We start from the raw sequence: 14,891 nt of genomic DNA on the forward strand, positions 1-14,891 counted from the left end.
GGACTTGTCGGCTAGCCCGACGCCGCCCCGATCCGCGCCCCACGCCGGAGGAGACACACATGACGATCCCCGCGCCGCGGGCCCGTCGACGGCCGTCCACGCTGGGCCGACTGCTGCCCCTGCTGCTCATCGGAGCACTGCTGGCACCGTTGGGCCTGCTCGTGACGTCGAACTGGCGGCAGATCACGGCCGACCGGGACCTCGCCACCCGAGAACGGCTCGGCGTGGAGTACCTCACCGCGCTGGCGGCGGTCACCGACGCCCTGGTCGAGGCCCAGTCCAACGCGGTCAACGGCCGCCCCGTCGCACGGGAGGCGTTGAACGGCGCGGTCGAAACCGCCGCCGCGGTGGACGCCCGCATCGGCGGCGAGCTGCTCAGCCAGGAACGCTGGGCCGGCGTACGGGCCAAGTTGGAGGCGCTGCGCGGCCGCAACGCCACCGACCCCGAGGCCGCCTTCACCGCGTACGGTGAGGTCTCCGACCTGCTGCTGGCCCTGCACCGCAAGGTCCGGGAGAGTTCCGGGCTGGTCCGCGACCCCGAGGAGGACTCGTTCTTCCTCCAGGACAGCGCCGGCCAGGAACTGCCCGAGGCGGTGGTCGCCGCTGGCCGGCTCGCCGACCTCGGCACGCTTGTCTCCCGCCGGCCGGCCGCCGAGAAACCGCGCGGCCTGATGGAGCTGACCGGCCTACGGGTGTCCGCCCTGACGCCCGCCGCCGACCTGGTCGACAACCTCCGCTCGGCCGTGGACGGTTCGGAGAGCACCGACTTCGGTGCCAACGTGCTGACCCCGCTGGACACCTACCAGCGGTCGGTGGAGGCGCTCGCCGGGTACTCCCTGCCGGGCAGGGAGACGGGCGTGGTCAACCCGGACCAGTTGAACGCCGCCGCGCTCAACTCGCACCGCTCGGCCCGCCAACTTCAGCCCGTCATCCTCACCGAGCTGGACGCCCTGCTGGCCGAGCGCATCGATCGGCTCGACCGGGACCGCTGGCTGACCGCCGGGGCGGGGGTCGTCGCCGTGCTGTTGCTGAGCTGGCTCGCCGCGTTGCTTGTCGTCGCCGGCCGCCGGGCACGCCGTCGGGCCGCCCTGGCCGCCACCCACACGGGGAGCCTCGACTCCCCGCCGCAGCGCGACCCCTGGCAATCGCCGACCGACGAGCAGCGTGCGCTGCAACCGGTCGGCGCTGCCCGGGACCCGGAGACGACACAGTGGGGGGCGTTCGATGCTGCTCGGTAGGCTCCGGATCCGCGGCAAGCTCGCGCTGCTCGTGGTGATCCCGCTACTCAGCATGGTCGGCCTGGCCGTGCCGGTGATGCTCGACCGGGCCGCCGCGGCACAGCGGGCCGACGACACCGCCGAGCGGGTACGCCTCGCCAGCCGGGTCGGCAGCCTGGTCCAGGACCTCCAGCAGGAGCGCATCCTCTCCGTCGGCTTCCTGCTCGGCCGGGTCGACCGCAGCGAACTGGTCCGCAAGTCCGCCGACGTGGACGACCGGGTGGCCGACATCCGGGCGGCCCGCAGCGACGCGCTCACCGACCGGGTCGAACGGGCCCTCGACGCCGTGTCCAACCTCATCGACCTGCGGAGTGCCGTCCTGGCCCGCGCCGCGAACCCGGGGCAGGTGATGGACGCCTTCCGCCCGGTCAACATCGGGATCATCGAGTCCCTGCGGCTGGTGTTCGGGGTGGACACCGACACGCTGCCGGGTCGTCAGGTGCTCGCCCTCGACGGGCTGCTCCGCGCCGACGAGGGCCTGGCCGCCTGCGCCACCCTGAGCCTGCTGGTCAAGGCGATCGGCACCCCGGACACCACCGCCGGGTACGTGGCGTGCATCGCCGCGCTCCAGGTCGACAACTCGCGGTTCCGCAGCCTGATCACGCCGGAGCAGTTGACGGTGGCGCAGCTCAACGACGCGGCGGTGGCCGCGCGTACCAGCCCGGACTTCCTGGTCAAGAGTGCCCGGGACCCGGCCGCCGCGGTCCGCCCCGTACCGATGGAGGCGCTCTTCCCGGCCGTCCGCACGATGATCCGGCTCGGTCAGTTCGTCGAGAAGAAGCTCGTCGCCGACGTGCTCGCCGAGGTGACGGCCGAGCAGCAGCGCGCGCTTACCGCCGCGTACCTCGTCGGTGCCGTGGCGGCGTTGATCCTGGCGCTCGTGGTGCTGCTCAGCGTGGCGGTGGCGCGGACGGTGGCCCGACCCCTGACCCGCCTCACCCGCTCGGCCGACCGGGTCGCCCGGGTCGCCGAGGCGGAGCTGGTCCGGGTCACCGACGACGAGACGGAGAGACCCCAGTCGGTCCGGCTGGAGCCGGTGGACATCCGCGCCAACGACGAGATCGGCGACCTGGCGCGGGCCTTCGACCGGGTGCAGAACACGGCGGCGCAGTTGGTCGAGCGGCAGGTCGCCGGCCGGCGCAACGTGGCGCAGATGTTCGGCCACGTCGGGCGGCGTACCCAGAATCTGGTGGGCCGGCAGATCGCGCTCATCGACCGGCTGGAACAGCAGGAGGCCGACCCGGGCCGGCTGGAGCACCTGTACCGGCTCGACCACATCTCCAGCCGGTTGCGGCGCAACGCCGGCAGCCTCGTGGTGCTCTCCGGATCGGCCGGGGCCGACGCGCACACCGCGCCGGTGCCGCTTGCCGACGTGGTCCGGTTGGCGCTCGGTGAGATCGAGGACTACACCCGGGTGGAGGTGCAGGTGCCGGCGGGCGTCTCGGCCGCGCCGGCGGTGGTCGGTGACCTCGTGCTGGCACTTGCCGAGCTGATGGAGAACGCCACGGTCTTCTCCCCGCCGCACACCCGGGTGCTGGTGGCCGCCGAGACGTCCGGCCTCGGCGCGCGGCTCACCGTGGTGGACCACGGCATCGGCATGAGCGAACAACGACTGGCCGAGGAGAACGCCAGGTTCACCCGACGGGAACGACTCGACCTGACTCCGACCGAGGTGCTCGGTCTCTTCGTGGTGGGCCGGTTGGCCCGTCGGCACGGCTGGCAGGTCGCCCTTGCCGCCACCGGCGGCGGCGGAGTGACCGCACAGCTGGAGATCCCGACGACGTCGCTGGTGCTGCGCCGCGCCGACCGCGCCGGGGCCGCCGTGGCCCGCGCGGCGGTGCCGGAACGGGATCGGCGTACGACGGCGACGCCCGACGTCAAGCAGCCCGCCGCGGTGGCCGTCGCCGCGCCGGCCCGCTTCGACTCGGACCTGCTCAGCCGGGCCACCCGCAGCCTGGACGCCGGCCCGTCCTGGAACGCGTTCGGTCGGATCCAGCCGGAGCAGGTCGTTGCCGAGACCCCGAGCCCGGAGCCGGCGGGCAAGCCGGCCGGACCACGGGTGCGGCAGCGGGTCCCCGGGGCCACCCTGCAGGCCACCGCCGCGCCGACCCGGCCGGTGGACGCGACAGGCGCGGACCCCGCCGAAGCCCTCGCGCTCGTCGAGGCCTTCCAAGCCGGGGTACGACGCGCCGAGCTGCAGGTGGCACCGGGCCTCGACAGCGCGTCGACGCGGACGACCAGCTCCGGGGCTGCCGGGGTGGACCTGGGCACCCTCGACCTGCCCAGTACGCCGGGCGGCGCCGGCCCCGCGGTGCCACGTGGCGGCGGCTCCACCGATGCCGCAGCGGAGCAGCCGCGGCTGAGTCGACGGGTCCCGGGGGCGAACCTCACCGCCATCCCGGCCTGCCAACCGCCAAGTACGCACCTCGGTGACCCGGCCGAGGTCCGTGACCTCATCAGCGAGTTCGAGGCGGGCGTCGCCCGCGCTCTCCGCGAAGTCAGCCCCGACCACCGGAACGAAGAAGGATCATCACGGTGACCAGCCCCTTCCTGCACGACAATGTCGACCAGAGTCAGCCGAGCACCAATGGGGACCTCAGCCCGGAGGCCCGTACGTTCAACTGGTTGCTCGACTCCTTCACCTCCAGCACCGCGGGTGTCCTGGAGGCGATCGCGGTCTCCTCGGACGGCCTGCTGATGGCCATGTCGGCGATCAAGGATCGGTCCAACGCGGAGCGGTTGGCCGCCGTGGTGTCCGGGATGACGAGCCTCGCCGGCGGGGCCGCCAGTTGGTACGCGCTCGGCGGTCTGAACCGGGTGATCGTCGACATGGCCGACGGCTACCTGCTGATCAGCGCGATCAGCAGCGGTTCCGTGCTCGGGGTGGTCGCCGACCGTTCGGCGAACCTGGGCACCGTCGCGTACGAGATGACGCTCTTCGCCGGGCGGGCCGGTGGCGCCCTGACCCCGCGACTGATCGTCGAGTTGAAGAACGCCGTTCAGCAGTGACCCCCGACGTCGCCGGCGAGGATCCGGATCCGGAACCCAGGGTTCGGATCCGCCCGTACCTGCGTACGCCACCCCCGGCCGGGGGTGGCGCGACGGCGACACCGGCGCAGTCCGAGCCGGAGTCGGACGGGGACCAGCCGGCCGGTCCCCGTCCGTTCGTGCTGACCTCCGGGCGGGTTGCCGGCGCCGACCCGGCGATCGGCCTGGAGACCCAGGTGACCCTCCGCGCGGAGAGCGGCTGGTGGGCGGGCCCACCCGGCACCCTGCTGGCACCGGAGCTTCAGACGATCATCGCGCTCTGCGCCGAGCCGATCTCGGTGGCCGAGATCTCGGCCCGCGCCCGGCTGCACTTCGGCGTGGTGCGGGTCCTGGTCGGCGACCTGCGCGCCGCCGGGCACCTGGACGTGCACGTCAACGACACCGACGACGCTGTCGATCCCGATCTCATCCTGCGAGTGATTGATGGACTCCGTGCGATCTCCTGAATGGCCGGCCGCCCCGCTCGGCGGGGTCGCCGCGAACAGCGCCGCCGCCCGATACGGCATGTCCCCCGGCACCGGGCCGATAATCGGGCGGGCCGGCCCACCGCCGACCGCGTCGCCGACCGCACCGCCGCCGTACCGGCCCCCGTCTGCGCAGTCGGTGTCGCCCTCGCCGGGTAAGCCGGCCGCACCGCCGATCCCGGTGAAGATCCTGGTGGCCGGTGGCTTCGGGGTGGGCAAGACCACCACCGTGGGTGCGATCTCCGAGATCGCACCGCTGACCACCGAGGCCGAGATGACGAGCGCCGGCATCGGCGTGGACGACCCGGGTGCCCGGTCTGCCAAGACCACGACCACGGTGGCGATGGACTTCGGCTGCGTGACGATCGATCGCAGCCTGAAGCTCTACCTGTTCGGCACCCCGGGGCAGACCCGGTTCGGCTTCATGTGGGACGACCTGGCCCGGGGCGCGCTCGGCGCGCTCGTGGTGGTGGACAGCGCACGACTCGACGACTGCTTCCCGGCCATCGACTTCTTCGAACGGGCCGGGCTGCCGTTCGTCGTCGGGGTCAACGCCTTCGACGGTCGACTGGCCCTGGAACTCGGCGAGATCCGCTGGGCGCTGGCCATCGGCGATCATGTACCCCTGGTGCAGTTCGACGCCCGCGACCGGCTCTCGGTGCGGGACGCCCTCCTGGTCGTCCTGGACCGCGCGCTGGATCGCGCCACCCGGGACAGGAGGGCCTGAGCCGACCGGCTCCGGCCGTGGCGGGAAGAGGGTGATCTGGTGAGGGGCGACCTGGACGAGACGCTGGCCCGGCTGGCTCGACGTGAGGAGGCGTCGCGCCGTCGGGCCACCGACCGTGACGACACCACCGCACCGTCGAGCCCGCCCGGCCTCGGCGGCGACACCCGCAACGCCCGATCGGGTCGACACGACCCTCGGCACGCGGGGGTGGAGGCTCCGAACGACGTGGCCGGTTGGGGGCCGGTCGAGGAGGTGGCCGAGGTGGTCCGCCAGGTCGTCGAGGCGTACCCCGGGCTGGTGGTGACCGTGCAGGTGGAGCATGACGGGCGGACGTACCCGATGCGGGTCTCCTGGGACGGGCCCACCGTCACGGTCGGGCCGGTGCCCCCGCCGACCCCGGTGGAACCGCCGCCGGCCTGGCCGCTCTCCGGGCGGACGGTGCCCGCGTGGGCGCCCGGCCCGGACGGGTTGACCCCGGACCCGGCGGCCCGGCTGGCCGAGCTGATCCGACGCGACCCGACGCTCCTGGACGAGCTGGATCCGCGGCGCTGACCGGCGGGGCTGGCTGCCGGCGGCTACGGTCGGGCAGTGGCGCAACCCGACCTGACTTTGACGGCGAGCCTGCGACCGGCGGCGCTGGACGCCCGACGGGGCATCGTGCGCCTGCACCCGGAGGCGCTCACCGCGCTGGGCCTCTCCCCCGGCGACCCGGTCCGCCTCGCCGGCCGTCGGGAGACGGCCGGGATCGCCGCGGCGGCCGGGACGGGCGCGAGCAGCGCCCTGCTGTACGCCGACGACCTGACGTTGGGCAACCTGGGCCTGCGCGACGGTGGCCAGGTGCGGGTGAGCCCGGTGCCGTTGGTTCCGGCGAGCCGGGTCGTGCTGGCCGGGCCGGTGGGGGTCGTCGCGGCGGTCAGCCCGGAGATGCTCCGGCTCGCCCTGCTGGGCAAGGTGCTCACCGCCGGCGACGACGTGTCGCTGCTGCCGCAGGACGTGCTGCCGGACGCCTCGGTCCGCGGCCTGGTCGAGGCGGCGCGGCACAGCCTGGCCAACACCGTCGGTTTCGCCTGGACCAGCACCCTGCTCACCGTGGTCACGGTCGAACCTGCGGACGGCGCGCTCGTCACCATGGGCACGGTGACCGGTTGGCAGCACGGCGCGACCACCCACGGTGGACCGGCCCCGGTCGGAGCGACGCCGGCCCGGCCGGGTGCGAGCGCCGACGCGGTTGCGACCGGGGACGCACCCGACGTGGACGAGCTGCCCGGGCTGCGCGCCCAGGCCGAGGAGCTGACCGAGCTGCTCGACCTCGGCTTCCACCACCGGGAGGTGCTGGGCCGGCTCGGCACCACCATCTCACTGGGGGTGTTGCTCGTCGGCCCGGCCGGCTCCGGCAAGTCGGCGCTGGTCCGGGCCGTGGCCGCCCGGGTCGGCGCACGCGTCCACCCGATCTGGGCACCCGAGCTGGCCGCGCTGTCCAACCAGGCCGCCGCCGAGCGGTTGCGGGCAGCGGCGACGGCGGCCCGAGCCGGCGGCCCGGCGGTGCTGCTGGTCACCGACGTGGAGGCGCTCGCACCCGCGGACGACCCCGGCCCGGTGGCGACGGTGTTCCGTCAGGTGCTCGCGGAGAGCATCCGCGCCGGTGTCGCCGTGGTCTGCACCTCGGGTCGACCGGAGGCGGTCGATTCGGCGCTGCGCGCACCCGACCTGCTGTCGTTGCGGATCAGCGTGCCGCTTCCCGACCAGGCGCTGCGCCGCGAGCAGCTCACCGTGCTGACCCGGCAGGTGCCGTTGGCCGACGACGTCCGGCTGGACGACGTAGCCGCGCGTACCCCCGGGTTCGTCGCGGCGGACCTGGCCGCACTGGTCCGGGAGGCCGGGGTACGCGCGGCGCTGCGGCAGAAGTCCGCCGAGACGCCGACGGTGTCGATGGCCGACTTCACCGCCGCCCGGGAGGTGGTCCGGCCCACCACCATGGCGACGTCCACCCTGGACCTGGCCTCGGTGACCCTCGACGATGTGGGCGGCCTGGACGAGGTCAAACAGTCGCTCACCGAGTCGGTGCTGTGGCCGCTCACCTATCCGGACACCTTCGCCCGGCTCGGGGTGCAGCCACCGCGCGGCGTGCTGCTCTACGGGCCGCCTGGTTGCGGCAAGACCTTCCTGGTCACCGCGCTGGCCGGGTCGGGGCGGGCCAACGTGCTGTCCGTCAAGGGTGCCGAGCTGCTCTCCAAGTGGGTCGGGGAGAGCGAACGCGCGGTCCGCGAGCTGTTCCGGCGGGCCCGCGAGGCGGCCCCCACGCTGATCTTCCTCGACGAGGTGGACGCGCTGGCCCCGGTACGCGGCCAGGCCACCGACGGGGGCACCACGGACCGGGTGGTCGCCGCCCTGCTCACCGAGTTGGACGGGGTCGAGACGCTGCGCAACGTGGTGGTGGTCGGCGCGACGAACCGACCGGACCTGATCGACCCGGCGCTGCTGCGGCCGGGCCGGTTGGAGCGGCTGGTCTACGTGCCGCCACCGGACGGGCCCGCCCGCGCGGAGATCCTGCGGGCCGCGTCCCGGCAGGTGCCGTTGGCACCGGACGTCGACCTGTCCGCCCTCGGCGACGAGCTGACCGGCTTCTCCGCCGCGGACTGCGCGGCGCTGGTCCGCGAGGCGGCGCTGGCCGCGATGCGGGAGTCGCTCGCCGCCGCCACGGTCACCGCCGAACACGTGTCGGCCGCGCGGGCCCGGGTCCGCCCGTCGTTGGACCCGGCCCAGGTCGAGTGGCTGGCCACGTACGCCGCCAACCGGGAGTGATCCGACCGGCACAACCTTTCGCCGCGCCCCGGACGTCCCTAGTACGTCACATTCCTCAGTGGAGTCATCCACTGCGACGTCAGGTGGTGTTCCTTGCGCAAGCGGCTCTCTCTCCTCCTCGTCCCCCTCGTGGCGGCGGCGACCCTGGTCTCGGTCGGCGCACCGGCGACGGCTCACCCGGCGAAGCCGTTCCCCGCCCGCATCGCGCTGCCGAACGGCTACACCCCGGAAGGACTGACGATCGGCCGGGGCACCACGGTCTACGTGGGCTCCGTCCTGGACGGTGCCGTGTGGCGGGGTGACTTACGCACCGGACGCGGCTCGGTGCTGATTCCCGGCACACCGGGGACCGCCAAGGCGGGCATCAAGCTCGACCGGCAGGGTCGGCTCTGGACCGCCGACTTCTACGGTGGCGGCGCCAGCGTGTACGACCCGGGCAGCGGCACCCGGTTGGCCCAATACCAGTTCACCACCGACCCCAACACCCTGGTCAACGACCTGGTGATCACCGAACGGGCGATCTACTTCACCGACTCCGTCCGGCCGGTGCTGTACGTGGTGCCGCTGGGCCCGAGCGGTCGACTGCCGGCCCCCGACGCCTTCCGGGTGCTGCCACTCACCGGTCCGGGCGCGACCCCGGACGCGTTCAACAACGGGATCGTGGCCCTGCCGAACGGTGACCTGCTCGTCGCGCAGATGCTGACCGGCCAACTGGTCCGCGTCGACCCGCGTACCGGCGGCAGCCGCCTCTTCGACCTGGGCGGCTACTCGGTGGACCGGGCCGACGGTCTGGTGCTGCGTGGTCGCACCCTGCACGTGATCCGGAACCTGTCGAACATCATCGCGGTGGTCCGGTTGAACGCCGGCTACACCGCAGGTGTGGTGCAGCGCGAGATCACCAGCCCGCTGCTGCGTTCACCGGCCACCGGCGACCTGCTCGGCTCGGCGTTGTACGTGGTGAACGGCCGGTTCGACGTGGAGTCGACGCCGAGCACCGACTACGACATCGTCCGCGTACCGGCCTGACCGAGGCGGTCGGCGGCGGCCCACCGGTCGCCGCCGACCCCGCCGGGCGCACCTCACAACGCGGGCGGCGTCGAATCCAGGCAGATCTCGGCGCGGACCTTGCCGTCGTCCTCGCGCAGTTTCGCGCCGCATTTTTCGAGTACGGCGATCGCGCCGACGTTGTCCTTCGTCGTCTCGGCGACCACCGCCCGCATGCCCGCCAGAGCGGCGGCGTTCAGCAACTCCCGCAGAGCCGCCGCGCCGATCCCCTGCCCGCGCGCCGACCGGCCGAGCCACATCCCGGTCTCCACCGTGCGCGGCTCGTCACAGCGCGTCATTCGGACCATGCCCAGCACCTCGCCGCCGACGAGGATGGCGTACATCTGCGAACCGGTCGGGCCGTCCAGCCCGCCGAAGCTCGCCCGGTGAAATTCGCGGAACGCCTCGCGGCGGGCGAGCGACCAGCCGGCAGGCGCCTCGACCGGGGGCATCACGTCACCCGGCTCCGCCTCCGCAGCCGCTACGGAGAGCAACGGCTCCAGGTTCCGCTCGTCCACCGGCTCCAGCCGGACCGCACCCGCCACGTGCCGCAGTCTGCCGCCCTCATCGGCCGAAGTCCACCCCATTGGCCATCCACTGGCGGTCCGGGTAGCGGTACCGGCCGGTCGGGCGGCCCGGGTGTTCCACATCACGCTCTGTTGTCACCCGACCGGGTGTCGAACGCTCAAACCGTCTCCCCGAACTCGCAGAACACCACCGACGCGTCGTCGGTGGACTTGTGCCGGCGCAGCCGGTCGGGGTGGTCGCGCTCGGCGTCCCGGACCCGGTCGATCAGGGCGCCCGGACCGTCGACACTGAGCAGGTCCAGCAGACCAGCCCAGTCGGTGAGCGCGAACTGCTCCACCGCGCTCGACGCTCCGTCACTGAGCAGCGCCGCCCGCCGGAGCGCCCCCGGACCGTGCCGGGGCGCGGTCCCGGTCACCGCGTGAAACGCCGCATCCGGGTCGGAGGCCGCCACCCAGTAGCCGTGGGTGCGGTTCATCCGCTCCCGCTGAACGCTCACGGCGTGCCGGAACCGGGTGACCGGGTCCGCCCCGCCGCCCGGCACCACGGCCACGGTCTCCCGCAGCTCCGCCATCGCCGCGTCCAGCCGGTTGTCGGTGACCACACTCACCTGCCCGGCAAGATCGAGGACGAGTGGGCTGTCGCAGAGCACCAGATAGTCCACCTGGTCGCCGCACTCCCGCAGCAGACAGACCGTGCTGGACGGGGTGCCCGGATGGTCGAGGTCGCACTGCCCGCCGTGGTCGGCGCGTACCGCGAGGATGGCCGCGGCCAGGTTGCTGGTGAGCCGGGCGGCGGGGCGTACCGCCTCGGCGACACCGAGCCGGGCGGCCAGGTGCCGGACGTACCACTCGGGACCGTGCACACAGCCGGTGTCGAAGCCGTCCGGCACCGTCGCACCGTCCAGGACACCGACCAACGGCCCGAACCGGAAGACCAGATCCTCGTTGACCGGCCGGCCCGGGGCTGGCGCCGACGCGGAACATACCCGCATCACCGACGCCAGCCCCGGGCCTGCTGTCCTGCGCCGCTCTGGTTCGTTGCCGTCATGTCCCACTCCCTCCCTGGGCCCAAGGCCGCAGGCGACCCCGGAAACCTCCCGCCTACCCGCCCCGCCAGCCGGCATGCGGCCCACGCCCGCCCGCGCGCCCGCCCCGCCCGCCCCGCGGCCGCACCCCCCGCGCGGCCCCAACCCCCGCGCGGCCCGCCGACCGTCCCCGCGATCTTGCACTTTGTGTCCCGACAAAAGCCCCATAGAACGCTAAACGGCGACAGGAACTGCAAGATCGACGAGGCGGGGCTCGGCGGGGCGGGGGCTCGGCGGGGGTGAAGCGGGGGTGGGGCGGGCGGGGGCGAGGGCAGAGCGCGGGCGGGGCGGGGTCAGCGGCGGCGGTTGCGGGCTCGGGAGGAGCGCAGGCGGCGGAGGCGGCTGATCAGCACCGGGTCGGCCGCGAGGGCGGCCGGATTGTCCAGCAGACCGTTGAGCAGTTGGTAGTACCGGGTCGACGAGATCCCGAAGGTGTCCCGGACGGCCTGCTCCTTGGCGCCGGCGTGCCGCCACCACTGCTGCTCGAAGGCGAGGATGGCCCGCTCCCGCTCGGTGAGCCCGACCGCCGGCCCTGCGGGTTCGACATCCGCGCCACCGTCCGGTGAAGAATCGTCGGTGCTCTCGATCGGCGGCGCTGGCCGCGGCGTCGGTACCGCCGGCCCGACCGCACCCGGGGCGTCGCCCGGACGAGCGTCAGTGGACGGCTCGGGCGTGGCCGGGGTGGCGTCGGCGGACATGACACTCAGCCTAGCCAGGGACGATCCGGGTCGCACCAGCCGGCGCGGCCAGCCATGTGAGCGTCGCGGACCTGTCGCGCCCACGACGACACGAAGGCCCCCGGCACGAGCCGAGGGCCTTCCCGTCGAGCACCGGCATCAACCGCGCGCCGGCATCAACCGGGCACCGGCATCAACCTGGCACCGGCATCAACCGCGCGCCGGCATCAGGTGATGTCGCGGCGACGCATCGTCCAGAGGGCGGCCCCGAGGATCACCAACACCGAGACCGAGAGCAGCACGGAGGACTGCTGCCAGGTGATCTCCATCGTCGCCGGCTTACATTCGCCGAAGTAGGTCGCGTTGCAGGAGTTCCAGTCCTGCAGGGTGACCGTCTTCGTCATCCAGGCCAGGATGTACGTGGGCAGCAGCCATGCCTCGGCGAACCGCACGCCCGCCATCCCCAGCAGGATGCCCAGGCCGAACTGACCGACCACCATCACCGCCACCACGCCGCCGAGGGCCATCGCGGTGTGCCTACCCAGCGAGGCGAGGGCGAAGCCGATGGTGGTGAGCACCAGCACCAGCGCCACTCCGCGCAGACCGGTCAGCAGGAACGACTGCCACACCCCGGAGGTCATCTTCTCGGTGCTGCCCCGGAACGTGGCGACCGCCCAGAACCCGGCGATCCACAGCACCGCGGCCGGAAGCGTCACCGCCAGGATGCCGGTGAGCAGCGCAGCCAGCTTGGTGAGCAGCACGGTGAGCCGCTTCGGCCGCCAGAGCAGCAGGTTCATCATGCCGCCGGTGCTCCACTCGGCACCGACGAAGGACGCTCCGACGACGAACCCGACCAGGGCGAGGATCGCCGCGAACGGAATCAGCGTCTCGTCGAACGTCTCCTTGAAGTCGAACGTCGAGGGCAGGAACCAACTCGCCTGGATCTGGTCCCGGGGCGGGGCTGTGATCACCGAGCAGTCGTCCGGGTAGCGGCCGTCGGTCGAGGTACCGGCCGTCTTGGCCTTCTCGCACTCGGCGCGCTCCTGCTCGCTCCAGCGCACCTGCTCCTGGTACTGCTGGTCGGCCTGCCGCTCGGCCCGGGCAAGCTGGCCAGCGTCGATCTTCTGGTTGGTGAAGAACACCCCGACCACGACCGCGACGAGCACGAGCAGGCCGAGCAGTGTCGAGTAGCGGGTGAAGCGCCGCTTGGTGAGCCGGCGCAGCTCCGTACGAAAGAGGCTCACGCGCCCCACCCTCCCCCGGCGGGACCGGGCTGACCCGTCCCGCCGACCTTCATGGACTCGTCGACCTGCCGGTGCTGACCGGGTACCGGCGCGGTGGCGGTCAGTTCGAGGAAGACACTCTCCAGATCGACGGCGATCGGCGCCAACTCGCTGACGTAGAGGTTCTTCTCGGCGAGCAGCCGCGTCACCGACGCCGGCTTGTCGACGCCGGCAAGCATCAGGTGGTCCGGGTGGCCGGTCACCCGGATTCCGGCCTGAGTGAGCGCCTCGGTGGCGATCGGCAGGTCACTGACCGCCTCCAGCCGGATCCGGACCGCACCTGACGAGTGCTGCGCGAGCACCTCGTCGACGGGGCCGAACGCGACCCGTCGGCCCAGCGAGATGATGGTGACCGAGTCGCAGATGAGCTGGATCTCGCCGAGGATGTGGCTGGACAGCAGCACTGTCATTCCGGACTCGGCGAGGGTGCGCATCAGCGTGCGCATCTCCCGGATGCCGCCCGGGTCGAGGCCGTTGGCCGGCTCGTCGAGGATGAGCAGCTTCGGGTTCTTCAACAGGGCCGAGGCCACGGCGAGCCGCTGCTTCATGCCCAACGAGTACGTCTTGACCCGTTCGCCGGCCCGGTCGCGCAGCCCGACGAGTTCAAGCACCTCGTCGACCCGAGGGCTCGGCACCTCGCCCGCCCCGGCGAGCAGGGAGAGCGTGTCCCGTGCCGTGAAGTGCGGGAAGAACTGCGGGCTCTCCACGATCGCGCCGACCTGGCCGGCGACGGTGGGCAGCGAGTCGGGAACCTCGTGACCGAGCAGCGACATCCGGCCGCCGTCGGGTCGGATCAGGCCGAGCAGGGTACGCAGCGTAGTGGTCTTGCCGGACCCGTTGGGGCCCAGGAAGCCGTGCACCTGCCCCGCGTCGACCCGCATGTCGAAGCCGTCGAGCGCGTTGCGGGTGCCGCGTCGACGACTCTTGTACGTCTTACGTAGACCTTCGATCTCCAGGACAGCTGGCAAGCTGCACCTCCCCCGATGAATGGGCGTGACAGCGGACACCATACGCGGTATGCAGGAGCGCGCAATACGCGGTATGCAGTGACGCGCCGATCAGGTCAATTCATCGACGGAGAGTGACCGATCAGGCGCAGATGACCTGGACGCCCGCGGCGCGGAACGCGTCCACCACCTCCGGCGCGGCACCGGAGTCGGTCACCAGCGTCTCCACCCGCTCGACCGGGCAGATCCGGGCGAAGGCGTGACCCCCCAGTTTGGACGAGTCCGCGATGATCACCACGCGCTTGGCGCGGGCCACCATCAGGTTGTTCATCGCCGCCTCCCCCTCGTGGTGGGCGGCGGCACCGAGCTGCGGGTCGATCGCATCCACCCCGAGCAGGGCGACGTCCAGGGTGACCTCGCGCAGCAGCGCCCCGCCCAGAGGGCCGACCAGCTCGAACGACTTCGGGCGCACCACACCGCCGGCCACCACGACCTTCATCCGGGATCGGACCAGCAACTCGTTGGCGATGTTCAGCGCGTTCGTCACCACGGTGAGCTGGGCACCCTCCGCGCTGGTGTTCAGATCCGGTCGTACGGCGAGCGCCCTCGCCACCTCGGTGCTTGTGGTGCCGCCGTTCAGGCCGACCACGGTGCCGGGCGTGACCAGCGCCGCGGCGGCCGCCCCGATCCGCTGCTTCTCGGCCGAGTGCTTGGCCGTCTTGTAGCGCAGCGGCAGGTCGTACGACACGCCGTTCGCAACCGCGCCACCCCGGGTCCTGGTGATCATTTGCTGCTGCGCGAGCTGGTCGAAGTCACGCCGGATGGTGGCCTGGGAGACATCCAGCCGCTCGGCTGCCGCCTCCACGCTGACCCGACCGTTGTCGGTCAACATCTCGAGCAGGGCGTTCCATCTGGCGTACCGGTCCACTGCGGGGGCCCTCCCAGCAACTGCACGGACGGTGATTGATTGCGTGCACACTAGTGCGCAAAACTAGGCTGGCGCAAAAGAC

General features: G+C 72.7%; 14 protein-coding genes. 8 read left to right on the top strand and 6 right to left on the bottom strand.

Translation table 11 applies throughout. The features are described 5' to 3' along the window. Positions 1-59 precede the first annotated feature (59 nt). The 8 genes from AB0C15_RS12120 to AB0C15_RS12155 all read left to right on the top strand — a co-directional run bounded on the left by AB0C15_RS12120 (position 60) and on the right by AB0C15_RS12155 (position 9,344). The gene (locus AB0C15_RS12120) at positions 60-1,238 is read left to right on the top strand and encodes a hypothetical protein (protein WP_357351225.1); all 1,179 of its coding nucleotides are present in this window, start codon (positions 60-62) and stop codon (positions 1,236-1,238) included. Continuing rightward, positions 1,225-3,816 carry a nitrate- and nitrite sensing domain-containing protein gene (locus AB0C15_RS12125; RefSeq protein WP_357351226.1) on the top strand — a complete coding sequence of 864 codons (2,592 nt, stop codon included), beginning with the start codon at positions 1,225-1,227 and terminating at the stop codon, positions 3,814-3,816. The genes AB0C15_RS12120 and AB0C15_RS12125 overlap by 14 nt, the downstream gene beginning before the upstream one ends. After that, a complete protein-coding gene (locus tag AB0C15_RS12130; RefSeq protein ID WP_350857371.1) occupies positions 3,813-4,286 on the top strand; it encodes a roadblock/LC7 domain-containing protein in 474 nt (157 codons plus the stop codon). The genes AB0C15_RS12125 and AB0C15_RS12130 overlap by 4 nt, the downstream gene beginning before the upstream one ends. Beyond that, the gene (locus tag AB0C15_RS12135) at positions 4,283-4,771 is read left to right on the top strand and encodes a DUF742 domain-containing protein (RefSeq protein WP_357351227.1); all 489 of its coding nucleotides are present in this window, start codon (positions 4,283-4,285) and stop codon (positions 4,769-4,771) included. The genes AB0C15_RS12130 and AB0C15_RS12135 overlap by 4 nt, the downstream gene beginning before the upstream one ends. After that, complete coding sequence (locus tag AB0C15_RS12140; RefSeq protein WP_357351228.1) at positions 4,749-5,516, top strand: ATP/GTP-binding protein; 768 nt, start codon at positions 4,749-4,751, stop codon at positions 5,514-5,516. Before AB0C15_RS12135 ends, AB0C15_RS12140 begins: the two co-directional genes overlap by 23 nt. Before the next feature lie 39 nt (positions 5,517-5,555). Further along, positions 5,556-6,068 carry a hypothetical protein gene (locus tag AB0C15_RS12145; RefSeq protein ID WP_357351229.1) on the top strand — a complete coding sequence of 171 codons (513 nt, stop codon included), beginning with the start codon at positions 5,556-5,558 and terminating at the stop codon, positions 6,066-6,068. 36 nt (positions 6,069-6,104) lie between these two features. Further along, a complete protein-coding gene (locus AB0C15_RS12150; RefSeq protein WP_357351230.1) occupies positions 6,105-8,318 on the top strand; it encodes an AAA family ATPase in 2,214 nt (737 codons plus the stop codon). Between the two features lie 93 nt (positions 8,319-8,411). Next, on the top strand, positions 8,412-9,344 hold the full coding sequence (locus AB0C15_RS12155) for a superoxide dismutase (RefSeq protein ID WP_357351231.1): 933 nt from the start codon (positions 8,412-8,414) through the stop codon (positions 9,342-9,344). 53 nt (positions 9,345-9,397) lie between these two features. Here the strand turns inward: AB0C15_RS12155 and AB0C15_RS12160 are convergent, their stop codons facing one another. From AB0C15_RS12160 to AB0C15_RS12185, 6 genes are all read right to left on the bottom strand, one after another. Then, entirely contained in the window at positions 9,398-9,907 is a 510-nt protein-coding gene (locus AB0C15_RS12160; RefSeq protein WP_357351232.1) for a GNAT family N-acetyltransferase, read from the bottom strand. A gap of 140 nt (positions 9,908-10,047) precedes the next feature. Next, positions 10,048-10,881, bottom strand: a complete 834-nt coding sequence (locus tag AB0C15_RS12165) for a hypothetical protein (RefSeq protein WP_357351233.1) — start codon at positions 10,879-10,881, stop codon at positions 10,048-10,050. A gap of 386 nt (positions 10,882-11,267) precedes the next feature. Next, complete coding sequence (locus AB0C15_RS12170) at positions 11,268-11,672, bottom strand: DUF3263 domain-containing protein (RefSeq protein WP_357351234.1); 405 nt, start codon at positions 11,670-11,672, stop codon at positions 11,268-11,270. 206 nt (positions 11,673-11,878) lie between these two features. Continuing rightward, positions 11,879-12,895 carry an ABC transporter permease subunit gene (locus tag AB0C15_RS12175; RefSeq protein ID WP_357351235.1) on the bottom strand — a complete coding sequence of 339 codons (1,017 nt, stop codon included), beginning with the start codon at positions 12,893-12,895 and terminating at the stop codon, positions 11,879-11,881. Continuing rightward, positions 12,892-13,902, bottom strand: a complete 1,011-nt coding sequence (locus AB0C15_RS12180) for an ATP-binding cassette domain-containing protein (RefSeq protein WP_357351236.1) — start codon at positions 13,900-13,902, stop codon at positions 12,892-12,894. Before AB0C15_RS12180 ends, AB0C15_RS12175 begins: the two co-directional genes overlap by 4 nt. A gap of 121 nt (positions 13,903-14,023) precedes the next feature. After that, the gene (locus AB0C15_RS12185) at positions 14,024-14,809 is read right to left on the bottom strand and encodes a DeoR/GlpR family DNA-binding transcription regulator (RefSeq protein WP_091403015.1); all 786 of its coding nucleotides are present in this window, start codon (positions 14,807-14,809) and stop codon (positions 14,024-14,026) included. Between the last annotated feature and the right edge of the window lie 82 nt (positions 14,810-14,891).

Source organism: Micromonospora sp. NPDC048835, assembly GCF_040649995.1.
Taxonomy (GTDB): domain Bacteria; phylum Actinomycetota; class Actinomycetes; order Mycobacteriales; family Micromonosporaceae; genus Micromonospora.

Bases quoted from the DNA above. Each gene is read 5' to 3' on its own strand.
- AB0C15_RS12120 (WP_357351225.1), top strand. From the start codon at position 60: ATGACGATCCCCGCGCCGCGGGCCCGTCGACGGCCGTCCACGCTGGGC.
- AB0C15_RS12125 (WP_357351226.1), top strand. From the start codon at position 1,225: ATGCTGCTCGGTAGGCTCCGGATCCGCGGCAAGCTCGCGCTGCTCGTG.
- AB0C15_RS12140 (WP_357351228.1), top strand. From the start codon at position 4,749: ATGGACTCCGTGCGATCTCCTGAATGGCCGGCCGCCCCGCTCGGCGGG.
- AB0C15_RS12165 (WP_357351233.1), bottom strand. From the start codon at position 10,881: ATGCGGGTATGTTCCGCGTCGGCGCCAGCCCCGGGCCGGCCGGTCAAC.
- AB0C15_RS12170 (WP_357351234.1), bottom strand. From the start codon at position 11,672: ATGTCCGCCGACGCCACCCCGGCCACGCCCGAGCCGTCCACTGACGCT.